The sequence below is a fragment of the Bosea sp. NBC_00550 genome (assembly GCF_026020075.1).
GTDB lineage: Bacteria > Pseudomonadota > Alphaproteobacteria > Rhizobiales > Beijerinckiaceae > Allobosea.
Map to the genome: position 1 here is coordinate 2,260,853 of NZ_CP102772.1, position 20,863 is coordinate 2,281,715.

At 66.9% G+C, this 20,863-nt stretch carries 19 protein-coding genes and 1 pseudogene; 13 read left to right on the plus strand and 7 right to left on the minus strand.

The annotated features are described in order from the left end of the window. The first annotated feature begins 6 nt into the window (after positions 1–6). A pseudogene (locus tag NWE53_RS10795) lies at positions 7–1,112 on the plus strand (HlyD family secretion protein). On the opposite strand, the gene NWE53_RS10800 reads toward NWE53_RS10795, so the two are convergent. Beyond that, entirely contained in the window at positions 1,058–2,272 is a 1,215-nt protein-coding gene (locus NWE53_RS10800; protein ID WP_265054301.1) for a cysteine desulfurase, read from the minus strand. The pseudogene NWE53_RS10795 and the gene NWE53_RS10800 sit on opposite strands and share 55 nt — an antisense overlap. A 101-nt stretch (positions 2,273–2,373) precedes the next feature. On the opposite strand from NWE53_RS10800, the gene kynA reads away from it, so the two are divergent. The 7 genes from kynA (at position 2,374) to leuD (ending at position 7,041) form a co-directional block, all read left to right on the plus strand. Beyond that, complete coding sequence (kynA, locus tag NWE53_RS10805) at positions 2,374–3,222, plus strand: tryptophan 2,3-dioxygenase (RefSeq protein ID WP_265054302.1); 849 nt, start codon at positions 2,374–2,376, stop codon at positions 3,220–3,222. 64 nt (positions 3,223–3,286) lie between these two features. After that, complete coding sequence (locus tag NWE53_RS10810; protein WP_265054303.1) at positions 3,287–3,505, plus strand: hypothetical protein; 219 nt, start codon at positions 3,287–3,289, stop codon at positions 3,503–3,505. A 111-nt stretch (positions 3,506–3,616) separates the two neighbouring features. After that, complete coding sequence (leuC, locus tag NWE53_RS10815; RefSeq protein ID WP_265054304.1) at positions 3,617–5,035, plus strand: 3-isopropylmalate dehydratase large subunit; 1,419 nt, start codon at positions 3,617–3,619, stop codon at positions 5,033–5,035. 23 nt (positions 5,036–5,058) lie between these two features. After that, entirely contained in the window at positions 5,059–5,304 is a 246-nt protein-coding gene (locus tag NWE53_RS10820; protein ID WP_265054305.1) for a hypothetical protein, read from the plus strand. 8 nt (positions 5,305–5,312) lie between these two features. Continuing rightward, entirely contained in the window at positions 5,313–5,759 is a 447-nt protein-coding gene (locus tag NWE53_RS10825) for a metallopeptidase family protein (RefSeq protein ID WP_265054876.1), read from the plus strand. Continuing rightward, entirely contained in the window at positions 5,749–6,381 is a 633-nt protein-coding gene (locus NWE53_RS10830; protein WP_265054306.1) for a LysE family translocator, read from the plus strand. The genes NWE53_RS10825 and NWE53_RS10830 overlap by 11 nt, the downstream gene beginning before the upstream one ends. A gap of 57 nt (positions 6,382–6,438) precedes the next feature. After that, a complete protein-coding gene (leuD, locus tag NWE53_RS10835; protein ID WP_265054307.1) occupies positions 6,439–7,041 on the plus strand; it encodes a 3-isopropylmalate dehydratase small subunit in 603 nt (200 codons plus the stop codon). 84 nt (positions 7,042–7,125) lie between these two features. Here the strand turns inward: leuD and NWE53_RS10840 are convergent, their stop codons facing one another. Continuing rightward, complete coding sequence (locus tag NWE53_RS10840; RefSeq protein WP_265054308.1) at positions 7,126–7,917, minus strand: DUF4394 domain-containing protein; 792 nt, start codon at positions 7,915–7,917, stop codon at positions 7,126–7,128. A gap of 197 nt (positions 7,918–8,114) precedes the next feature. Between NWE53_RS10840 and NWE53_RS10845 the strand changes: the two genes are divergently transcribed. Next, positions 8,115–8,678 (plus strand): sigma-70 family RNA polymerase sigma factor, encoded by a 564-nt coding sequence (locus tag NWE53_RS10845; protein WP_265054309.1) that lies wholly within the window; start codon positions 8,115–8,117, stop codon positions 8,676–8,678. After that, on the plus strand, positions 8,675–9,412 hold the full coding sequence (locus tag NWE53_RS10850; RefSeq protein ID WP_265054310.1) for an anti-sigma factor: 738 nt from the start codon (positions 8,675–8,677) through the stop codon (positions 9,410–9,412). Before NWE53_RS10845 ends, NWE53_RS10850 begins: the two co-directional genes overlap by 4 nt. A 776-nt stretch (positions 9,413–10,188) precedes the next feature. Here the strand turns inward: NWE53_RS10850 and NWE53_RS10855 are convergent. Together NWE53_RS10855 and NWE53_RS10860 are read right to left on the minus strand one after the other, a co-directional pair. Then, a complete protein-coding gene (locus NWE53_RS10855; protein WP_265054311.1) occupies positions 10,189–11,280 on the minus strand; it encodes an ATP-dependent DNA helicase in 1,092 nt (363 codons plus the stop codon). 82 nt (positions 11,281–11,362) lie between these two features. Continuing rightward, positions 11,363–13,009, minus strand: a complete 1,647-nt coding sequence (locus NWE53_RS10860) for a methyl-accepting chemotaxis protein (RefSeq protein WP_265054312.1) — start codon at positions 13,007–13,009, stop codon at positions 11,363–11,365. Between the two features lie 212 nt (positions 13,010–13,221). On the opposite strand from NWE53_RS10860, the gene NWE53_RS10865 reads away from it, so the two are divergent. Together NWE53_RS10865 and NWE53_RS10870 are read left to right on the plus strand one after the other, a co-directional pair. Further along, positions 13,222–14,211 carry an alpha/beta hydrolase gene (locus tag NWE53_RS10865; protein WP_265054313.1) on the plus strand — a complete coding sequence of 330 codons (990 nt, stop codon included), beginning with the start codon at positions 13,222–13,224 and terminating at the stop codon, positions 14,209–14,211. A gap of 19 nt (positions 14,212–14,230) precedes the next feature. Beyond that, positions 14,231–15,085 carry an alpha/beta fold hydrolase gene (locus NWE53_RS10870; RefSeq protein ID WP_265054314.1) on the plus strand — a complete coding sequence of 285 codons (855 nt, stop codon included), beginning with the start codon at positions 14,231–14,233 and terminating at the stop codon, positions 15,083–15,085. 17 nt (positions 15,086–15,102) lie between these two features. Here NWE53_RS10870 and NWE53_RS10875 read toward each other — a convergent pair whose 3' ends face one another. Next, complete coding sequence (locus NWE53_RS10875; RefSeq protein ID WP_265054315.1) at positions 15,103–15,687, minus strand: GNAT family N-acetyltransferase; 585 nt, start codon at positions 15,685–15,687, stop codon at positions 15,103–15,105. Positions 15,688–15,777: 90 nt separating this feature from the next. Between NWE53_RS10875 and NWE53_RS10880 the strand changes: the two genes are divergently transcribed. Next, a complete protein-coding gene (locus tag NWE53_RS10880; RefSeq protein ID WP_265054316.1) occupies positions 15,778–16,395 on the plus strand; it encodes a LysE family translocator in 618 nt (205 codons plus the stop codon). 13 nt (positions 16,396–16,408) lie between these two features. Here NWE53_RS10880 and NWE53_RS10885 read toward each other — a convergent pair whose 3' ends face one another. Both NWE53_RS10885 and NWE53_RS10890 read right to left on the minus strand, forming a co-directional pair. Continuing rightward, positions 16,409–17,104 carry an SDR family oxidoreductase gene (locus tag NWE53_RS10885; RefSeq protein ID WP_265054317.1) on the minus strand — a complete coding sequence of 232 codons (696 nt, stop codon included), beginning with the start codon at positions 17,102–17,104 and terminating at the stop codon, positions 16,409–16,411. 34 nt (positions 17,105–17,138) lie between these two features. Continuing rightward, a complete protein-coding gene (locus NWE53_RS10890) occupies positions 17,139–20,738 on the minus strand; it encodes a hydantoinase B/oxoprolinase family protein (protein WP_265054318.1) in 3,600 nt (1,199 codons plus the stop codon). Positions 20,739–20,863: the final 125 nt, after the last annotated feature.

Here is a 20,863-nt window from a genome sequence, read left to right on the forward strand (position 1 = left end):
TCGACCATGACCCGCGTCTTCCGCTCCGTCTCGACCTATATCGCCCTGGCCATCGGCCTCGCCGGCCTCGCCGTGATCCTCTACGCATGGCGGCTGCCGCCTTTCGCCAGCGCCATCGAGACCACCGAGAACGCCTATGTGCGCGGTCAGGTCACGATCATCGCGCCGCAGCTCGCCGGCTATGTCGCAGAGGTGCCGGTGCAGGATTTCGCGACAGTGAAGCAGGGCGACCTGCTGCTGCGCATCGATGACCGCATCTTTGCGCAGAAGCTGGAGCAGGCCCGCGCCAGCCTCGCCGCCCAGCGCGCCGCACTCGCCAATTCCGAGCAATCCCGCGCTGCGGCCGAGGCGCGGCTGCGCGCCAGCGAGGCGAATGTCGCCAGCGCCGAGGCCGCGCTACGCACCGCCGAGGCGAATTGGGGCCGCATCGAGCCGCTGCGCGAGCGCGGCGTCGTCAGCCAGACCAGCACCGACCAGAGCCAACAGGCCCTCGACCAGGCCCGCGCCGCGATCGCCGCCACCAACGCCGCCGTCGACGTCGCCCGGCAGGACATCCAGACGGCGATCGTCAACCGCCAATCATTGGAGGCGGCGGTCCAGGGCGCCGAGGCCGCCGTCCATCTCGCCGAGATCGACCTGCAGAACACCCGCGTCACCGCCCCGCAGGACGGGCGCCTCGGCGAGGTCTCAGCCCGGCTCGGCCAATATGTCTCGGCCGGCACGCAGCTCATGTCGCTCGTGCCCGCGCAGATCTGGGTGATCGCCAATTTCAAGGAGACGCAGCTGCCGGGCATGCGCGTCGGCCAGCCGGTGAGCTTCACCGTCGATGCGCTGCGTCATGCCAGGCTGACCGGCAGGATCGAGCGCTTCTCGCCGGCGGCAGGCTCCGAGTTCAGCATCATCCGGGCCGACAACGCCACCGGCAACTTCATCAAGATCGCCCAGCGCGTGCCAGTCCGCATCGCCGTCGATCCGGGCCAGCCCCTGGCGGAGCAGCTGACGCCCGGCATGTCCGTCGTCGTCAGCGTCGATACCTCGCGGCGCTGAGCGCGGAGCCTCAGGCCAGCGTTGCAAGCCGCTCCAGCAGAAGCCGCGCATCATCAGCGTTCTGATAGAGGCCGAAGCCGAGGCGCAGCCGGTCGCCGCGCAGGTCGACGGTGATGCCTGCACGCGCCAGCCGCTCGTGCCAGAGCGGCGCATCGCCGTGGCGGAAGGTCAGGAAATTGCCGCGCGCCGGCTCGGAGAGCGGCAGGACGAGGTTCTCGGGCGCGAGCACGCCGCAGGGCCGGCGCTCCAGCCCCTCGACCACGATCGCCTGCAGGGCGTGCGCATGGGCATGGATCGCCGCCGCGTCGAGCCCTTCCGCGTCGAGCCAGTCGAACACCGCACCCATGCGATAGAGCCCCGAGGGATCGAAGGTGGCGCCCATGAAGCGCCAGCCGTTCTCGGCATAGCCGACGCCGCCCTGCGGCCCGGAAAGCGCGCCGAAGGAGGCATACCAGCCGGTGTCGCGCGGCCGCGTCGCGAAGCCGGGCGGGCAGTGCATGAAGCAGGCTCCCTCGCCCGCCATGGCGTATTTGTAGCCGCCGGCGATGTAGAAGGCCTTGTCGGCGATGGCCGAGAGATCGGTCGGCCGTGCCAGGAAGCCGTGATAGCCGTCGATGACGACGAGCCGGTCCGGCGCGCCGACCCCGGCGACCAGCCCTTCCAGATCGGTCAGCGCATAGCCGGAGTTGAACTGCACCTGGCTGACGAAGACCATGTCGGGATTGCCAGCCCTCGCCGCCGCGACGAGCCGCTCCGTCAGGCCGGCGAAGGGCTCGGCCGGCACGACGGTGAGCTCGATCAGCCCCTCCTCCGCCAGCCGCTCGATCTGCCGGCGGAATGAATGGAACTCGGCGTCGCTCGTCAGGATGCGCGGCCTGCGCTCGCGCGGCAGGCAGGAGAGCAGCCGGTTGACGAATTCATGGGTGTTGTTGGCGGGAACGAGCCCTTCGATGCCTGGCAGGTGGAGGCGTTTCGCCACGCCCTGCGCCACCTTCCGCCAGACCGGGCCAAGAACCTCCTCCCACTTGCCGTCGACGAGGCGGGCGGCATCGTCCCAGCAGCGCAAATGCGCCTCGCGGGTGACGTCGGGCCAAAAATGGTGGCTGTGAGCGGCGAAATGCAGCTCGTCCGGCCAGTTTCGGCGGAAATGCGAGAAGGCGGCAGTGAGGTCGAGGGGCGGCCGGCCGAGCGCCGCGGGAATATTCGTCGCCTGATCGGTCGCCATTGTCATGTCCCGTCAGCCTTGTTCGCGCGGCAAAATACTTTAAGCTTAAAATATATGGCGCCTTCCCTTCGTCAAGGCGCATGGCAAGCGAGGGCAGAGCGATGGGCACCGGCACAGGGGATCATCAGAGCCGCGTCGAACCGGGCATGCAGACCGACTTCAAGGAGCGCATGGACTACGCCTCCTATCTCGGCCTCGATCTCCTGCTCGCGGCGCAGAAGCCGCTGAGCGACGCGCCGGACGAACTGCTTTTCATCACCATCCATCAGGTACAGGAACTCTGGCTGAAGCTGGCCGCGCATGAGCTCGACGGCGCCACCGCAGCGATCCGGGCCGACCAGCTGCAGCCGGCCTTCAAATCGCTGGCGCGGGTTTCACGCATCCAGTCCCAGCTCGTCAGCGCCTGGGACGTGCTCTCGACCATGACGCCGGCCGACTACCTCGCCTTCCGCGACGCGCTCGGCCAGTCGTCGGGCTTCCAGTCCTACCAGTACCGCGCGCTGGAGTTCCGCCTCGGCGCCAAGGACCCTCGCATGATGGCGATGCACCGGCACGATGCCGGGCACCATGCGCATCTGCAGGCGCTGCTGGAGGCGCCGAGCCTCTATGACGAAGCCCTGCGCCTGCTCGCCCGGCGCGGCCTGCCGATCCCGGCCGACTGCATCGAGCGCGACTGGAGCGTGCCGCATGTCGCGAGCGATGCCGTGAAGGCGGCATGGCTTACGATCTACCGGGACACGCCGCGTTACTTCGATCTCTACGAGCTCGCCGAGGAACTGGTCGACGTCGAGGACCAGTTCCAGCAATGGCGCTTCCGCCACATGAAGACGGTCGAGCGCATCATCGGCTTCAAGCCGGGCACCGGCGGCTCCAGCGGCGTGAAATTCCTGAGGACCGCCCTGGAGCGCTCCTTCTTCCCGGAACTCTGGCAGCTGCGCAGCGAGCTCTGACGCGGCCACTGCCAGCTCTCCGGCCGCCCCGGCGCCTCTGCGTCACATTGATGACATGGCTGCGATGGCGTCGATTGTCCGGCTTCATTGGAACTGCTACATAGTGCCCATGTCGCCGTGTGAGCATCAGTTCCAGCGCTTCTGCGCCGTGCAGGGAGAGGGCCATCTGCCGCCCCTGCCGACGACGCAGGATTTTGTCGCGCTGGATGATCATGCCCGCCTGCCGTGGCGCTTCTTCGGCCGCTTCACAGCCTCCATCGCCGCGGGCCTTACCAGCGCCTGAGACCGGCCGCTCTCGCGGCCGGCGACAGGCGCTTGACCCAACGCGTCGGAATGACCGGCGCGGCGATGCACCGAATTTCCAAGTCACAGTTTTAAAGACCGAGACCAAGCCATGACTGCGTCAACAGGCCCCCGCACGCTCTACGACAAGATTTTCGACGATCACGTCATCGACCGGCAGGATGACGGCACCTGCCTGCTCTACATCGACCGCCACCTCGTCCACGAGGTCACCAGCCCGCAGGCGTTCGAAGGCCTGCGCATGACCGGCCGCAAGGTCCGCAGCCCCGAAAAGACGCTTGCCGTCGTCGACCACAACATCCAGACGACCGACCGCTCCAAGGGCATCCAGGAAGAGGAAAGCCGCATCCAGGTCGAGGCGCTCGCGAAGAACGCCAGGGACTTCGGCGTCGAGTATTTCAACGAGCTCGACAAGCGCCAGGGCATCGTCCACATCGTCGGCCCCGAGCAGGGCTTCACCCTGCCCGGCACGACCATCGTCTGCGGCGACAGCCACACCTCGACGCATGGCGCCTTCGGCGCGCTCGCCCACGGCATCGGCACCTCCGAGGTCGAGCATGTGCTGGCCACGCAGACGCTGATCCAAAAGAAGGCGATGAACATGCTCGTCCAGGTGGACGGCACGCCTGCGCCCGGCGTCGGCGCCAAGGACATCACGCTCGCCATCATCGGTGAGATCGGCACGGCCGGCGGCACCGGCTCGGTGATCGAATATGCCGGCGAGGCCATCCGCGGCCTGTCGATGGAAGGCCGCATGACGGTCTGCAACATGTCGATCGAGGGCGGCGCGCGCGCCGGCATGGTCGCGCCGGACGAGAAGTCCTTCGCCTATCTCAAGGACCGCCCGAAGGCGCCGAAGGGCTCAGCCTGGGAGGCCGCCGTTCGCTATTGGGAGACGCTGTACACCGAGGACGGCGCGCATTTCGACCGCGTGGTCACGCTCGACGCCGCCAACCTGCCGCCCATCGTCTCCTGGGGCACCAGCCCGGAGGACGTCATCTCGGTCACCGGCGCCGTGCCCGATCCGGAGCTGATCGCCGACGAGGTCAAGCGTGCCTCGAAGAAGCGCGCGCTCGAATATATGGGCCTCTCCGCCGGCACGAAGATGACCGAGATCCCGCTCGACGTGATCTGGATCGGCTCCTGCACCAATGGTCGCATCGAGGATCTGCGCACGGTCGCCAAGATCGTCGAGGGCAAGAAGATCCATGAGAGCCTGGACTACGCCATGATCGTGCCGGGTTCGGGCCTGGTGAAGATCCAGGCGGAGCTGGAAGGCCTCGACAAGATCTTCCTCGCCGCCGGCTTCGAATGGCGCGAGCCGGGCTGCTCGATGTGCCTGGGCATGAACCCCGACCAGCTCAAGCCCGGCCAGCGCGCCGCCTCGACCTCGAACCGCAATTTCGAGGGCCGTCAGGGCTATCGCGGCCGCACGCATCTGGTCTCGCCGGCCATGGCGGCAGCGGCGGCCCTGACCGGCCATTTCATCGACGTCCGCACCCTGGGCTGAGCGGCAAACGCGGGGAGCCGATCATGACGAACGATCCCCGCGGAGCCTCTCGGGAGGCCGAGGCCAAGGCGGCGCTGGAGCGGGTCAAGCGCGACAGCGAAACCGTGCTCGGCTCCTCGATGAACCGGGCGGCACAGCATTTCTCGGGCGCCGACGCGCCCGATGGCGACAGAATCGAGCTCTGGGGCCGGCGCATCGGCCGCACGCTCTCGCTGCTGGGCGTCGTCGTGCTGGCCTGGTGGCTCGGCCATCAGCTGAAGGTTTGGTGAGACAGGTTATGGACGCCGTGGCGACGAGAAGCACGGAGATCGACTGGGACGGAGCCAAGGCGCCGTCGCAGGACGCGTTCGAGGTGCTGGCGCAAGCCGCCTTCGACCGCCTGCCGGAGGAGTTCCGCGCCTTGTGCTCGGACGTGATCTTCAACGTCACGGAGTTCCCGGAGGACGACGTGCTGAAGGAGTTGGAGGCGGAGAGCCCGTTCGACCTGCTCGGCCTGTTCAGCGGCGTCGGCCTGCCCCAGCAGGGCTTCGGCCCGCAGACGGGCCAGATGCCCAACACCATCCATCTCTATCGCAGGCCGATCCTCGACTACTGGGCCGAGCATGATGAGAGCCTCGGATCCATCGTCACCCATGTCATGGTCCATGAGATCGGCCACCATTTCGGCTTCTCCGACGAGGACATGGAAGCCATCGAAGCCGGAGCGCTGGACGATGCTGGATGATTTGATCCGCCATCTGCCCAATCTGGCGCTGGTCTATTCGGCCTTCTTCCTGGCGGTCGCCAGCCCCGGCCCGAGCAACCTCGCCGTGATGGCGACGTCGATGGAGCGCGGCCGCAGCGCCGGCGCCACCCTGGCGCTCGGCGTCACCGCCGGTTCCCTGACCTGGGGCGTTCTCGCCGCCATCGGCGTCACCGGCTTGGTCGTGGCGCATCCCGGCGCGCTCTACGCCATCAAGATCGTCGGCGGCGTCTACCTGCTGTTTCTGGCCTGGCGTTCGGCGCGATCGGCGTTGCGCGTCGACATGCCACCAGCAAGGGCCGCCGTTCCCGGGCATCGCGCCTTCCTGCGCGGCTATCTCATGCATCTCACCAATCCCAAGGCGATCCTGAGCTGGACGGCGATCATCGCGCTCGCCCTGCGGCCGGATACGCCGCCGGTCGTGCTCTACGCCATCATCGGCGGCTGCATGCTGATCTCGCTCGCGATCAACCAGTTCTACGCCGTGCTGTTTTCGACGGCCTCGATGATCGCGGGCTACCGCCGGATTCGTCGCCGGGCCGAAGCCTGCCTCGCCGCCTTCTTCACCTTCGCCAGCTTTAAGCTGCTGACCTCGCAGCTCTGAAACCCTCATCGTCATACCGGCAAGAACATCGCAAAAAGGCCCATCGGAGTTTCCGCCATGCAGCCCTTCACCACCCTGACCTCGACCCCCGCGCCCATGAAGGTGGTCAATGTCGACACCGACATGATCATCCCGAAGCAGTATCTGAAGACGATCAAGCGCACCGGCCTCGGCACCGCGCTGTTCTCGGAGATGCGCTACAAGGAGGACGGCTCGGAAAACCCCGATTTCGTGCTGAACCAGCCGGCCTATCGCAAGTCGCAGATCCTGGTCGCCGGCGACAATTTCGGCTGCGGCTCCTCGCGCGAGCACGCGCCCTGGGCCCTGCTCGACTTCGGCATCCGCTGCGTGATCTCCACGAGCTTCGCCGACATCTTCTACAACAACTGCTTCAAGAACGGCATTCTGCCGATCAAGGTCACGCCCGAGCAGCTCGACGCCCTCTTCGACGACGCCGAGCGCGGCTCCAACGCCACGCTGACCATCGACCTCGAGAAGCAGACGATCCAGGGGCCGGATGGGGGCACGATCACCTTCGAGCTCGACCCCTTCCGCAAGCACTGCCTGCTCAACGGCCTCGACGATATCGGCCTGACCATGGAAAAGAACGCGAAGATCGACGCGTTCGAGGACAAGCTGAAGCAGCGCGAATGGGCCTGACCGGGCTCCGCTGAGCCCAAGCGAAAGGCCGCCGCTTCCTGCGAAGCGGCGGCCCCTGCGAATGGTCGTCGCGATCGCCCGCCTCTACATCGCCGGTAGAGCGGCGACGTCTCGTACCGGCGCGCTGAGACCGGCGACCTTCCCGACCATCGTAGCCTTGCCCGTGGCGAGATCCACCTTGTGGAGTGCGCCATCCGCCAGCAGCCAGCCCGTATTCGCGCCGTCCGCCCCGGTCTCGATATCGAAGGCGATGGCCTTCGCCGTCACGCCGAGCTTGCCGACGGCGCCGAGCATGCCGTCATTCGGCGGCGCCTGCTTGATCAGCCCGCCGATCTTGCCGTCGATGTCGTAGAGCGCCGTCTCCTTGGCGCCCTTCATCGAGTTGGTATAGGCGCCGGCCACGATCATCGGCGCCTCGCCCTTGTGCATGTCGGTCTCGGCGAATTTCAGCTTGCCGTCGACGGTCGTCTTGCCGTCCTCGACATTGACGCGGAGATTGGTGCCGTCAGAGCCGATGACGCGCAGTCGGTCGGCGGCGGGGTTGAAATCGACGGTCGCCATGGCATCGGCGGCGAGCACGGTGTCCATCTTCGACTTCATCGTCGCCTTGCCGGCGGTATCGACCGTGTAGATCGTGCCGTCCGTCGCCAGCGCATAGAGCATGCCGTCGGCCGGGCGCACGTCGATGCCGGCGATCTTGCCGTCGATGCCGGTGACCTTCATCGACTTGCCGGCCTTCATCGTCGCCGTGTCGATCATGGTGAGGGTGTTGTCGCCGCTCAGCGCCGCAAGCGTTCCCGCCTGGGCCAGCCCGGCCAGCGAGCCGGCGCTCAGGATGGTCGTGGCCGTCAGCGCGATGCGCATTATCCTGGTCATGTCGTCGTCCTCCGCTTGTGTTTCGCGGCGCCGCCGGGCCTGTCGGAGGCTCGCGGCGCTCGGAGGGGTTAGACGCCAGGGGAGTGCCCGGATGCGCCGGGAAAAATAAAGAAAATCGCTGCATCCATGATCGTTTCCAGCGTGTAACCTTTCGCTGGACCGTGCCGAGGCGCGGCTGGCCGATCAGGGAGACGAGGATGGCGGGCGACGCCGCGCGACCGGAAATGACGATCGCGATCGAACAAGCGCTCCTCGCCTGCGCCGGCGGCGATAAATCGGCATTGAAGCGCATCTACGAGGCCGAGTCGCCGCGTATGGTCGGTGTGGCCCTGCGCATCCTGAAGCGCCGGGCGCTGGCGGAGGAAGCGGTGCAGGACAGTTTCATCCTGATCTGGCGATATGCGGCGCGGTTCGATCCGCAGCGCGGCAGCGGCCTGACCTGGATCTACGCCATCCTGCGCAACCGCTCGCTCTCGATCCTGCGCGATGAGAAGCGCACCGAAACGAGCGACAGCCCGCTGGCCGAGGACACCCCGAGCGAGGAGGACGATCCCGAAACCGTCATGGCCAAGCTCTCCGACGCAAAAGCCCTGCAGGGTTGCCTGGAGGCGCTGCCGGCCCAGCGACGCGGCATGGTGCTGCTCGCCTTCGTCCAGGGTCTGACCCATGGCGAGATCGCCGGGCGCCTGGGCATGCCGCTGGGCACGGTGAAGTCCTGGATCAGGCGCTCGCTGATCACGCTGAAGGAGTGCCTCGGATGAGCCCGGTCTCCGGCATGATCCCGACGCCTGAGGACCGCGACGCGCTCGCAGGCGAATATGTGCTCGGCCTGATCGAGCGCGTCGACCGCGAGCGCTTCGAGCAGCGCCTCGACAACGACAGCGACCTGTCCCTGGCCGTCGCACGCTGGCAGGCCCGCCTCGCGCCGATCGATGCCACTGCCCCGGCCATCCCGCCCTCGCCTGCCTTGTGGCCGGCCATCGAGGCAGCGATCGCCATGGCAGCGCAGCCCGGCCGTCGGCCGGCAGCCCAAACGCGCAGCCGCTTCGCCGGTTGGTGGGAAAGCTTGCCGGTCTGGCGCGGCGCAGCGCTGGCCGGCGCGTTCGCTACGCTCCTGCTTGCGGCGGGCCTGATCGGCGCGCTCGACCGGGCGCGGCGCCAGCCGGTCATGATCGCGGTGCTGCTCACGGACACGAGCGTGGCCGCCGCCGTGGTCAACACCTTCGCCGACGGTCGCGTCGAGATGGTGCCGCTACAGAACATCGCGGTTCCCGAAGGCAAGGCGCTCGAGATCTGGACGCTGTGGGATCGCGCGGTCGGCCCCCGCTCGGTCGGGCTCATCGATCGCGCCCGCAGCACGCCGCTGCGGCTGGATCAATTGCCTCTGGGTCGCGACCAGCTCTTCGAAATCACGCTGGAACCGTCGACAGGCTCGCCGACAGGCCGCCCGACAGGCCCCGTCATCGCGAAGGGTACGACGGCGCAGGCTTTGTGACGGATGAGTCGACGTTTGGAAGCGGCCATCCGGATGAAGGCTGCTGGCCCGAGTCGCGCCTCGAATATGTTTGCTTCCGGATGTCGCCGTCGTGCCTGCCGTGATGTGACAGCGAAACCCGGTGTGTCGATATGCCTTCGTAGATTGTCCCCAGGGACAGCTTTCAGCTTGAAGGTCGTACGAATAGTAGGCGAAAAGCCGAGCTGTCCGAAGAGGACGTCCGGCGCTGGTTCCGGAATGCAACAATGGAGTTCGCTGTGCTGAAACGATGTGTCACCGTGGTGTTCATCCTGCTCGGGCCGGTCGGTTGTGTCACGCAAGATACCGTTCCCAGCAAAAGAGCGGATGGGCCTGCCTACACGCAGCCTGGCGTTGGCGCGCCTGCTCGCCAGACCGACATGTTTGGGAATGCCTTTCGCTAGTCGAAGAGCGGCGAAGGCGACTGCGCAACTCTGATCCGTCAGGTGCGGCAGGCCGGCTTTCCAGGCGGCGCCATCACTCAGCGATCCGAACGAGGCGATTTGCGCTTATGCCGCGTACCCTTAGCCGCAAGCAGCGGCGTTCGCTTGGAGCCTGCTGCGTTTTCGTGGAAGCGCCGGTCATCCCGGACGGAGCGAAGCGCAGATCCGGGATCCATGCCCGACGATCCGTCCGACAGGCTCTGGCATGGATCCCGGGTCAAGCCCGGGATGACGGTGTGGTTCCGTACAAAATCAGCAAGCTTTAGAGCCAGTCCGCCAGCGCTTCCCACTCAAATAAGACGTCGCCCGAACGCGCTAAACCACCACCGTGATCGTCTCCGCCGCGCGTGTCAGTCCCGTATAGAGCCAGCGCGCCCGGTGCTCGCGGAAGGCGAAGCTCTCGTCGAAGAGCACGACGTCGTCCCATTGCGAGCCCTGCGATTTGTGCACCGTCAGCGCGTAGCCGAAGGTGAACTCGTCGGTGTGCTTGCGCAGCTCCCAGGGGATTTCCTCCTCGGTGCCGTCGAAGAAATTCGGCATCACCGACACCTTCACCGCCTTGGCGCCGGTGTCGTCCTCCGGCGTCACCCGCATGGTGACGAGCCCCTTCTTCGAGGTCTTGATCTCCTGCACGATCCAGGAGCCCCCATTGAGCAGCCCCTTGCTCTTGTCGTTGCGCAGGCAGACCAGCTTCTCGCCCGCGACCGGGCTGTTGTCGGTGCGGCCCATCAATTGGCGGATGCGGGCATTGTAGTTGCGCCGCGTCTTGTTCATGCCGACCAGCACCTGGTCGGCACCCATGACGATCTCGGGATTGATCTCGTCGCGCCGGATCACCCGGCTCGGGCCGTACTCGCCGAGTTCGAGCCGCCCGCCCTCGCGCACGATCATCGACATCCGCACGATCGGGTTGTCCGCCGCCTGGCGATGGACCTCCGTCAGCATCACGTCCGGCTCCTGCTCGGTGAAGAAGCCGCCGCCCTTCACCGGAGGGAGCTGGGCGGGATCTCCGAGCACCAGCACCGGCGTGCCGAAGGAGAGCAGGTCGCGCCCCAGATCCTCGTCGACCATGGAGCATTCGTCGATGATGATAAGCTTGGCCTTGGCGGCCGCGCTCTCGCGGTTGAGCACGAAGGTCGGGCTCTCCTCCTCGACGCCGCGCGAGCGGTAGATCAGCGAATGGATGGTCTGCGCGCCATCGCAGCCCTTGTTGCGCAAGACGAGCGCAGCCTTTCCGGTATAGGCGGCGAAGACGACCTCGCCGTCGACCGCCTCGGCGATATGGCGCGCCAGCGTGGTCTTGCCGGTGCCGGCATAGCCAAACATGCGGAAGAGCTGAGGCTCGCCGGCCTGCAGCCAGCGCGCAACGGCGGTCAATGCCGCATCCTGCTGAGGCGACCAGCTCATCGTAATGGGACCGTCGAAGAAGGCATGGCGCAGATGGGGCCGAGTCGCGCGCCGAAGGCAAGCGCGACGATGCGGAAACAGCTCAGGCCGCGCGCAGGCGCCGCACGAAGGCACCGGCCTCCACCTGCAGCGCATGAATCCGCCGGTCGAGCTTGCCGGCACTCGCGGCGCCCATATCGGCCTGCCCAACAGTCTGCAGATTGGCGGCCGCGATCTCGCTCATCGCGATCGCCGCCGTGGCGGTGACGTCGGAGATGCGCCCCACAGTCTCGCCGAGCGAACCCAGCAGTTCGACATGCGAATTCACCATCGTCGCGATCTCGGTTCCAGTCTGCTCGACGGCGGCAACGCTCGTTCCGATGGACGAGACGGCTCCCGCCGCATGGGAAAGGGCTTCCTCGGCCTGCGCGATACGACCCACGATCCGTGCAGCCGCCTCAGAGGCCTGGTTCGCCAGCGTCTTCACCTCGGCGGCGACCACGGCGAAGCCGCGGCCATGGGTGCCGGCCCGCGCCGCCTCGATCGTGGCGTTGAGCGCCAGCATGTTCGTCTGCCGCGCGACCGCCTCGATGATGCCGACGACATCGCGCATCTGGGCGGCATTCTCGGTCAGCCGCGTCACCAGCGCGTGGGTCCCGGCCGCTTCATGCGTCGCGGCGGTCGCCATCTCCGAAACCCGCCTCACCTCGGCATTGATCTGGCCGATGACATATTCCATGCGCAGCGCGGCCTCGCTGGAGCGACGCGCTTCGATGCCGGCTCCGTCGACGGAGCCCGCCGCGGTCTCCGTGCTCCTCGATACCTGATGGACCCGTACCGCCGCGTCCTGCAGCGCCATGCGCAGCACTTCGCTCTCCCTGCCGATCTCTCCGAGCAGGAGGCCGAGCCGCGCTTCGAACTCGTCGGCGATGCGGGCAAGCTCCGCGCTGCGCATCTGCTCATGGCGGCGCGCGTCGCCTGCTTCCGCCTCGCGCGTCACCAGCGTCGCCCGCACCTCGCTGAACTGGCGCACGATGCGGGCGAGCTGGCCGATTTCATCGGCCCGCCCGCGATAGGGCACCTCGATCACCTGATCCGATGCCGCGGCCTGCCCGATCGCCGTCATGAGGCTTCGCAGCGGCCGCGTCAGGTGGCTGCGCAGAAGCAGCAGCGCCGCCAGTCCACCGGCGAGTGGCAGCAGGCAGGCGAACAGGATGGTCCAGAGCCGGACATTGCCGGCGCGCTCCCCGGCACGGGCTGCCGTCTCGGCCGCACGGCGCGCAAGCTGGTCGCGCAGGGCCGATGTCGTGATGATGATCTGGTCGACATTGGTCCGTGCTTCATCGGCTCCCGCTTCGAGGAGGGCGGCCTTCGCCGAAACGCGGCGGCCGATATCGACGATGCCGCGCTGAAAGGCGATGAAGGTCCGGATCCGGGCGTCGAGCGTCGGGTTGGCCTCGCGTAAGGCGACAGGCAAGGAGGAGATCAGATGCGCGCGGGCCGCGTCGACCAGCTCGACGGCGCCGTCGAGCCGCTCCAGCATCGTCTCGACCTCCCGCTTGGGCATGTCGGCGTCGACACTGCTGAGCAGGGCTGCGGCTGCGACGCGGCTGGAAAGCAGCGAGGCGCTGCTGGCCAGTCCGATATCGGCGAAGGCGGCGGCATCGATGCGCCGGGCCTCGTCGAAACCCTGCAGCGCGCTGACGAGGCCAAGCGCCCCGGCGAGGCTCAGCAGCGCGAAGAATGCCATGATCTTCGCCGTCAAACCCAGTCGTCGCATGGTCGTCACCGTCTCGTAGCCACGGCCCGTTTCGCAGACGCGAACGAACGGGAGGTTAACAGCAGCTTCATATTACAACAAAATCAACAACTTAGCCGATTACATAAACTTGCACCTCCTGGCGCGGCGCCTGCTTTGTCAGCGGCGTTGCCCACGGACGAGAGGCAGCCTAGCTTCGCACGATGAGACCACGCGCGACCCGGATTCTCCTGCTCTGCCTCGGCTTGGCGCTCGCGGCCTATGCAGCCTTCGTCCTGTCGCCCTGGCCTTCGGCCCTGCTGACCCGAATGGCTTTCGCCTACGGTGCTTCGAGAACCAATGCGGCCCTGGCCAAGCACGTTCCGGCCTCGCTTCGCGAGCGACTCGATATTCCCTACGGCAAGGCCGAGGAGGCGCGGCTGGATGTCTACCTGCCGCAGGGCGGTGCCCAGCCCGGCCGTCCGACCATCGTCTGGGTACATGGCGGCGGCTTCGTCGGTGGCGACCGGAAGGATGTCGGACCTTACCTGAAGATCCTGGCCGGGCGCGGCTATCCGGCCGTTGCCGTGGGCTACACCCGCGCGCCGACCGCCCGCTACCCCGAGCCCGTGCTGCAGGTGAACGAAGCGCTCGGCTTCCTGCAGCGCGAGAGCCAGCGCCTCGGCCTCGATCCCTCGCGGATCGTGCTCGCCGGCGATTCCGCCGGCGCGCATATCGCGGCCCAGCTCGCCGCCGGCCTGACCGGAAAGGACTATGCCGAGCTGCTCGGCCTCAAGCCCACCGTCGGGCCCGCCACCCTGCGAGGCGTCGCGCTGTTCTGCGGGGCCTTCGACCCGACGGCGCTAGACTTGTCAGGGCCGTTCGGAAGCTTCATCCGCTCCGTACTCTTCGCCTATTTCGGGGTGTCGAACCCGCTGGAGAGCGACCGCATCACCGAAGCCGCGGTTCCGCGCTATGTGACGGAAACCTTCCCCCCGAGCTTCATCACGGTCGGCAATGGCGACCCGCTGGCGCCGCAATCGGTGGTGATGGCTCAGGCTCTGCAAGACCGCGGCGTCAAGGTCGACACGCTGTTCTTTCCGCCCGAGACCGAGCCGAAGCTGCCGCACGAATACCAGTTCGACCTCGACAGGCCCGAAGGACGGCAGGCGCTGGAGCAGCTGACGGGTTTTCTCGGCAGGCTGAGGAATTGAACTCCCGGATACGACAATCATGCACGTTACCGTGAACGGGGTTCGCCTCTACGTCGATACCGAGGGAGCTGGGCTGGTCCCGGACGGGCCTCGAATGCGCGAGACGCCGACACTCGTGCTGCTTCATGGCGGCCCGGGCGCTGACCATAGCCTCTACAAGCCCGCTTTCTCTGCTCTGCGCGACATCTGCCAGATCGTCTACTACGACCATCGCGGCTGCGGACGCAGCGAAGACGGACCACGAGACCTGTGGACGCTCGCCCAATGGGGTGACGACGTTAAGGCGCTTTGCGACGCGCTCGGCATCAACAAGCCGATCGTGCTCGGAACCTCCTTCGGCGGTTTCGTCGCCCAGGCTTATGCGACGCGCCATCCGGGCCATGCCGCAAAACTGATCCTCGTCAGCGCGGCGGCAAAGGTCGATTTTCAGCAGATCTATGCGGCCTTCGAACGGTTCGGAGGCGCGGAGGCGGCGGCTGCGGCGCGAGCCTATTGGTCAGCCCCGTCCGACGCGACCCGCGCGGCCTATCGAGAGGTCTGCGTCCCGCTCTACGCGCCTCGCAACCAGAGGCATGACGGGTTGTGGGTTGCCCGCGCCATCATGCGCAACGAAACTGGCGTCCACTTCAACGGTCCCCGCAACGAGCACGGCCGCTTCGACTTCAGGGATGCGCTCGCGCGCGTGTCCTGCCCGGTTCTCGTCATGGCCGGAGACAAGGACCCGATCACACCGATCGCCTTCAGCGAGCAGATCGCGGCAAGCCTCCCACCTGAACAAGTCCGCTTTCAGCGCTTCACCGATTGCGGCCACGGTATTCTCGCCGACGATCGGGATGGCGCCTTACAGGCGATCCGCGACTTCATCCTCGCATAGAGCGAAACCCGTTCTGCCTACAGTATCAGCCTGAGTAGCGGCCGCCCCGGCTTCTGCCGGGCCACCTCGACGAAGCCCGCGCGCAGGAACACGCTTTCCGGCCCGACATAGAGCCCCTCCGCGCTGCGCTTGTCCTGGTTATCCATGGCAGCCGCCTCGATCAGCCGCGCGCCGCTGTCCCTCGCGAACGCAACGGCTCCATCAACCAGCGCGCCGGTGACGCCCTTGCCGCGAAATCCCCTGCGCACGAAGAAGCAGGAAGCCGCCCAATTGCTGATGTCCTCGGCCGCCGCGTCCGGCAGCGGCGTCGAGGCGCGGCGCGGATTGTTCCATTCAGGGATATGCGCCCGCGGGCCAATCTGCAGCCAGCCCACGGCCTTGTCCTCCGCATAGGCCAGCACGCCCGGCGGCGGCCCGTCCCGCACCCGCTCCTCGAACAGCCGGCGCGCTCCCTCGCCGAGCAGAGGCTTGCGCAGGCGCTGCGGCATGCGGAAATGGTTGCACCAGCAGCCATAGCAGGGGCCCTGCGGGCCGAAGAGGTCCTCCAGATCGCCCCAGCGCTCCGGCGTCAACGGCCGCACGGCAAAGCTGGCATCACCCATCGCGAACCTCTCGTTTCGGCGACTGCGAAGGGACTGGACACCCGTTCGGCATCGGCAGATCACTAGGCGATACACCCGGAGGCCCGCGCCATGTCGCTCGAAGTCTATGCCGCCTATCTGCTCGCCTGCATCGTCATCATCATCGTTCCCGGTCCGACGGTCACGCTGATCATCGCCAACAGCCTGAAGCACGGTACCCGCGCTGGCCTCCTCAACGTGGCAGGAACCCAGGCCGGCCTCGCGATCATGGTCGTCGTCGCCGGCATCGGCCTCAGCTCCGTCATCGCAGCGCTCGGTCACTGGTTCGAGTGGCTGCGGCTGGCGGGCGCCGCCTACCTGATCTGGCTGGGCTGGAAGATGTTCCGTTCAGCCGGCGCAGACCTCGACGGCAGCGCCCCGACCAAGGCGCCGCGCGGCGGCTTCTTCCTGCAGGGCGCGCTGGTAGCGCTCAGCAACCCCAAGACGCTGCTGTTCTTCGGTGCCTTCTTCCCGCAGTTCCTCGACCCGGCGCGCGACCACGTAACCCAGATCGCGATCATGGGCGCGACCGCGCTGGCCTTCGCCGCGCTCAGCGACAGCGCCTATGCCGTGCTGTCCGGCCGCGCCGGCCATCTGCTCTCGCAGCGGCGCGTCCGGCTTCTGTCGAAGTTCAGCGGCGGCCTGTTGGTCGGCGGCGGCCTCTGGCTCGCCTCGACGCGGGCGAGTTGAGCAGACGCCGCCCTTACCAGGCGATCTTTTCGCCCGTGTAGTCGCGGAAGCTGTTGGTCTCGGCCATGCCGGAGGCGTCGATGGTGAGGATCAGCCCGCCTGCGCTTTCGGCAGGGGTGATGTCGGCCCCGCCGCCGCCCATGTCGGTCTGGACCCAGCCCGGATGGAACAGCAGCACGCTGACATTGCGCTCGCGCACCGCGTTGCCGAACACGACCATCGCCATGTTCACCGCAGCTTTCGACGAGCGATAGATCAGCGCATTGCCGGGATTGGCGGCGATCGAGCCCATGCGGCTGGAGATCGTCGCGATCTTGCGCGCCTGCCCGGCCTCTATATTGGGTAGGAAGGCCTGCGCGACCCGCACCGGAGAATAGACATTGACCTCGAAGACCTCGCGCCATTCGTCGAAATCGACATCGAGCCCGCTCTGCCGGTCGCGCGGGCCGTAGAGGCCGGCATTGTTGAGGAGAACATCCACCGGGCGCCCCGCCAGCGCGTTCTTGGCGGCCGCCACGCTCTTGTCGGAGGTGACATCGAGTTCGAGCGGCGTCAGCGCCCCGGCATGTTCGGCTGCGAGATCGCCCAGCGCCCCGCCCCGGGGGTTGCGCGCCGCGGCGACGACATGGTCGCCTCGCCGCAGCAATGCGTTGGTGAGCGCGAGCCCGATGCCGCGATTGGCACCGGTGATCATCCAGGTCTGGGGCATGTCCGTCTCCATGGTCGAGAGACGGAGCTAAGCCTCAACCCTCGGCTTTTCCATAGCCCCCGGCCGTCGGCGTGATCACCGTCACCGCTTCCCCGGCCTGCAGCAGCGTCTGGTCGGACGGCTTCAGCTCCTCGATCGCGCCGGAAAGCCTGCGCACCAGCGTCTTGCCGAGCTGGCCGGGCTCGCCGCCCTTCACGCCGAAGGGCCTCACCTTCCGGTGCGAGGCGAGGATCGCGCAATCCATCGTCTTGAGAAAACGGATGGTGCGGCTGGTGCCGTCGCCCGCCGTCCATTCGCCCTTGCCGCCGGAACCGGCGCGGATGTGGAAATCCTCCAGCACGACGGGGAAGCGCGTCTCCAGTATCTCCGGATCGGTGAGCCGCGAATTGGTCATGTGGACATGCACGCCCGACGTGCCGTTGAAGCCCGGCCCCGCCGGCGAGCCCGAGCAGATCGTCTCGTAATACTGATACTGGTCGTTGCCGAAGGTGAGGTTGTTCATCGTGCCCTGCGAGCAGGACATCGCCTGGAGCGCCCCGAACAGCGTGTTCGTCACCGCCTGCGACACCTCGACATTGCCCGCGACGACGGCCGCCGGATAGCGCGGTGCCAGCATCGAGCCCTCCGGCACGACGATTTTGATCGGCCTGAGGCAGCCGGCGTTCATAGGGATGGCATCGTCGACCATGACGCGGAAGACATAGAGCACGGCGGCGCGGGTGACGGGCGCCGGCGCGTTGAAATTGTCCGGCCGCTGCTCGGAGGTGCCGGTGAAATCGACCGTTGCCTCGCGCTTCTCGCGGTCGATGGTGATCTTCACCTTGATCGCGCAGCCCTGGTCCATCGGGTAGGTGAATTCGGAATCGTGCAGCTTGGTCAAAAGCCGCGCCACGCTCTCGGCCGCATTGTCCTGCACGTGGCCCATATAGGCCTGCACGACATCGAGGCCGAAGGAGCCGATCATCTTCTTCAGCTCCGCCACGCCCTTCTCGTTGGCGGCGATCTGCGCCTTCAGGTCGTTGACGTTCTGCACGACGTTGCGCACCGGATAGCGCGCCCCGGTCAGGAGCTTGACGAGGTCTTCCTCGCAGAAGCGGCCCTGATCGACGATCTTGAAGTTGTCGATATAGACGCCCTCTTCCTCGATGTTCGTCGCCAGCGGCGACATCGAGCCCGGCGCCGTGCCGCCGACATCGGCATGGTGGCCGCGGCTCGCCACCCAGAACAGGATGTCCCTGTCCTCGGCATCGAAGACCGGCGTGCAGACCGTGATATCCGGCAGATGCGTGCCGCCATTATAGGGCGCGTTGAGGCAATAGACGTCGCCCGGCTTGATGACCGGATTGTTGGCGATCACCGTCTCGACCGAACGATCCATCGAGCCGAGATGCACCGGCATGTGCGGCGCATTGGCGACGAGCGCGCTGGTCTGGTCGAACACTGCGCAGGAGAAGTCGAGCCGCTCCTTGATGTTCACGGAATAGGCGGTGTTCTGCAGCGTCACGCCCATCTGCTCGGCGATCGACATGAACAGGTTGTTGAAGATCTCGAGCATCACCGGATCGGCCTTGGTGCCGATCGCCGCCAGCTGCACCAACGCCTTGCTACGCACGAGGACGAGATGGTCCTTGGCCGTGAGTTTGGCGCTCCAGCCATCCTCGACGACGACGGTCTGGTTGGGTTCGATGATGATTGCCGGCCCCGCGACGCTCTGGCCGGGCCTGATCGCTTCGCGCCGGACGATGGCGGCATCGTGCCATTCGCCCTTGGAGAACAGCCGCGTGCGCTCGGCGATCGCCGGCTCGCCAGCCTCTTCCGCGACTGAGGCCTCCTCGAACTTGGCGCCGCCACCGACCGCCTCGACCTCGACCGCTTCGACGACCAGCGCCTTGGTCTCGTCCATGAAGCCGAAGCGCGCCTTGTGCGCAGTCTGGAAGGCCTCCTGCATCGCAGCCCGTGTCCCAGCCGGGACCGCGATCGCGGTGTCGGTGCCGGCGTAACGGATATGGGCTCTGGTATGGATGGCGATGTCGCCCGCGGCCACACCCTGCCCCGCGACCTCCGAACGGGTCTCGGCAGCGAGCTTCCCGGCCACGGCCTCGATCGCTGCTTTCGCCTCGCCATCGAGCGGGACATCCAGCGCCGCCGTCCGCGTCGAGCGGATTTCGGCGAGGCCCATGCCATAGGCCGAGAGCAGCCCGGAGAAGGGATGCAGCAGCACCGTCTTGATGCCGAGCGCATCGGCGACGAGGCAGGCATGCTGCCCGCCGGCACCGCCGAAGGAATTCAGCGCATAGCGGGTGATGTCGTAGCCGCGCTGGACCGAGATCTTCTTGATCGCCTCGGCCATGTTGGCGACCGCGATCTGGATGAAGCCGTCCGCGACCTCCTCGGCCGAGCGGCCGTCACCGACCTCCGCCGCAAGCGTCGCAAACTTGGCCCGCACCGTCTCGACGTCGAGCGGCGCATCCTGCTTCGGCCCGAAGATCGCCGGGAAATAGGACGGGATCAGCTTGCCGACCATGACGTTGGCGTCGGTCACCGCGAGCGGCCCGCCGCGGCGATAGGCGGCCGGACCGGGATTGGCGCCGGCCGAATCCGGGCCGACGCGGAAGCGCGCGCCGTCATAGTGGAGAATGGAGCCGCCGCCGGCCGCGACCGTATGGATCAGCATCATCGGCGCGCGCATGCGCACGCCGGCGACCTCGGTCTCGAAGGCGCGCTCATACTCGCCGTCGAAATGCGCGACGTCGGTCGAGGTCCCTCCCATATCGAAGCCGATCACCTCGGCGAAGCCGGCCGAGCGGCCGGTCTCGGCAAGACCGACGACGCCGCCGGCAGGGCCCGACAGGATCGCATCCTTGCCCTGGAACAGCTCGGCGGCGGTGAGACCGCCCGAGGACATCATGAACATCAGTCGCGCGCCGGTGCGGGCGACATCGAGTTCCTCCGAAACCTGCTGCACATAGCGGCCAAGGATCGGCGAGAGATAGGCATCGACCACGGCGGTGTCGCCACGCCCGACCAGCTTGATCAGCGGCGAGACCTCATGGCTGACGGACACCTGCGGAAAGCCGATCTCGCGGGCGATGCGCGCCGCCGCCTGCTCATGCGCCGCATAGCGATAGCCGTGCATGAAGACGATGGCGACGGCGCGAAAACCGGCATCGTACTGCGCCTGCAGCGCCGCGCGGACCGTCGCCTCGTCAAGCGCGTGCTCGATCGTGCCGTCGGCGAGCACACGCTCCTCGACTTCCAGCACGTCTTCATAGAGCTGCTCCGGCTTGACGATCTCCTTGGCGAAGATGTCGGGCCGCGCCTGGTAGCCGATGCGCAGCGCGTCGCGGAAACCCTTGGTGGTGACGAGCAGCGTGCGGTCGCCCTTGCGCTCCAGCAGCGCATTGGTGGCGACGGTCGTGCCCATCCTGACCTCGCCGACCGCACCGGCAGGGATCGCCTCGCCCGCCTTCAGACCGAGCAGGTCGCGGATTCCCTGAACGGCCGCGTCGCGATAAGCGCCGGGATTTTCGGAGAGCAGCTTCCTGGCATGGAGATTGCCAGCCGGATCACGTCCGATCACGTCGGTGAAGGTGCCGCCGCGATCGATCCAGAAGTCCCAACACGCCGCCGACATCAGACGTTCTCCCCACCGTCATGCCAGCGACGGGTCACGCTGACGTTTTATCGATAAATCGTCGATGAGTTATTGACAAGACAATTTCGGCGGCTACCATCCCGATTGTGGCTGGAACATGGCTG

What these genes read in the sequence shown, in the direction of transcription:
- NWE53_RS10825 (WP_265054876.1), top strand. Translation starts at nt 5,313, where the DNA reads ATGGACGCCGTGGCGACGAGAAGCACGGAGATCGACTGGGACGGAGCC.
- NWE53_RS10890 (WP_265054318.1), bottom strand. Translation starts at nt 20,738, where the DNA reads ATGTCGGCGGCGTGTTGGGACTTCTGGATCGATCGCGGCGGCACCTTC.
- NWE53_RS10810 (WP_265054303.1), top strand. Translation starts at nt 3,287, where the DNA reads ATGGCGTCGATTGTCCGGCTTCATTGGAACTGCTACATAGTGCCCATG.
- NWE53_RS10875 (WP_265054315.1), bottom strand. Translation starts at nt 15,687, where the DNA reads ATGGGTGATGCCAGCTTTGCCGTGCGGCCGTTGACGCCGGAGCGCTGG.
- NWE53_RS10820 (WP_265054305.1), top strand. Translation starts at nt 5,059, where the DNA reads ATGACGAACGATCCCCGCGGAGCCTCTCGGGAGGCCGAGGCCAAGGCG.
- NWE53_RS10880 (WP_265054316.1), top strand. Translation starts at nt 15,778, where the DNA reads ATGTCGCTCGAAGTCTATGCCGCCTATCTGCTCGCCTGCATCGTCATC.
- NWE53_RS10870 (WP_265054314.1), top strand. Translation starts at nt 14,231, where the DNA reads ATGCACGTTACCGTGAACGGGGTTCGCCTCTACGTCGATACCGAGGGA.
- NWE53_RS10845 (WP_265054309.1), top strand. Translation starts at nt 8,115, where the DNA reads ATGGCGGGCGACGCCGCGCGACCGGAAATGACGATCGCGATCGAACAA.
- kynA (WP_265054302.1), top strand. Translation starts at nt 2,374, where the DNA reads ATGGGCACCGGCACAGGGGATCATCAGAGCCGCGTCGAACCGGGCATG.
- NWE53_RS10840 (WP_265054308.1), bottom strand. Translation starts at nt 7,917, where the DNA reads ATGACCAGGATAATGCGCATCGCGCTGACGGCCACGACCATCCTGAGC.
- NWE53_RS10865 (WP_265054313.1), top strand. Translation starts at nt 13,222, where the DNA reads ATGAGACCACGCGCGACCCGGATTCTCCTGCTCTGCCTCGGCTTGGCG.
- NWE53_RS10850 (WP_265054310.1), top strand. Translation starts at nt 8,675, where the DNA reads ATGAGCCCGGTCTCCGGCATGATCCCGACGCCTGAGGACCGCGACGCG.
- leuD (WP_265054307.1), top strand. Translation starts at nt 6,439, where the DNA reads ATGCAGCCCTTCACCACCCTGACCTCGACCCCCGCGCCCATGAAGGTG.
- NWE53_RS10800 (WP_265054301.1), bottom strand. Translation starts at nt 2,272, where the DNA reads ATGGCGACCGATCAGGCGACGAATATTCCCGCGGCGCTCGGCCGGCCG.
- leuC (WP_265054304.1), top strand. Translation starts at nt 3,617, where the DNA reads ATGACTGCGTCAACAGGCCCCCGCACGCTCTACGACAAGATTTTCGAC.
- NWE53_RS10860 (WP_265054312.1), bottom strand. Translation starts at nt 13,009, where the DNA reads ATGGCATTCTTCGCGCTGCTGAGCCTCGCCGGGGCGCTTGGCCTCGTC.
- NWE53_RS10885 (WP_265054317.1), bottom strand. Translation starts at nt 17,104, where the DNA reads ATGCCCCAGACCTGGATGATCACCGGTGCCAATCGCGGCATCGGGCTC.
- NWE53_RS10830 (WP_265054306.1), top strand. Translation starts at nt 5,749, where the DNA reads ATGCTGGATGATTTGATCCGCCATCTGCCCAATCTGGCGCTGGTCTAT.
- NWE53_RS10855 (WP_265054311.1), bottom strand. Translation starts at nt 11,280, where the DNA reads ATGAGCTGGTCGCCTCAGCAGGATGCGGCATTGACCGCCGTTGCGCGC.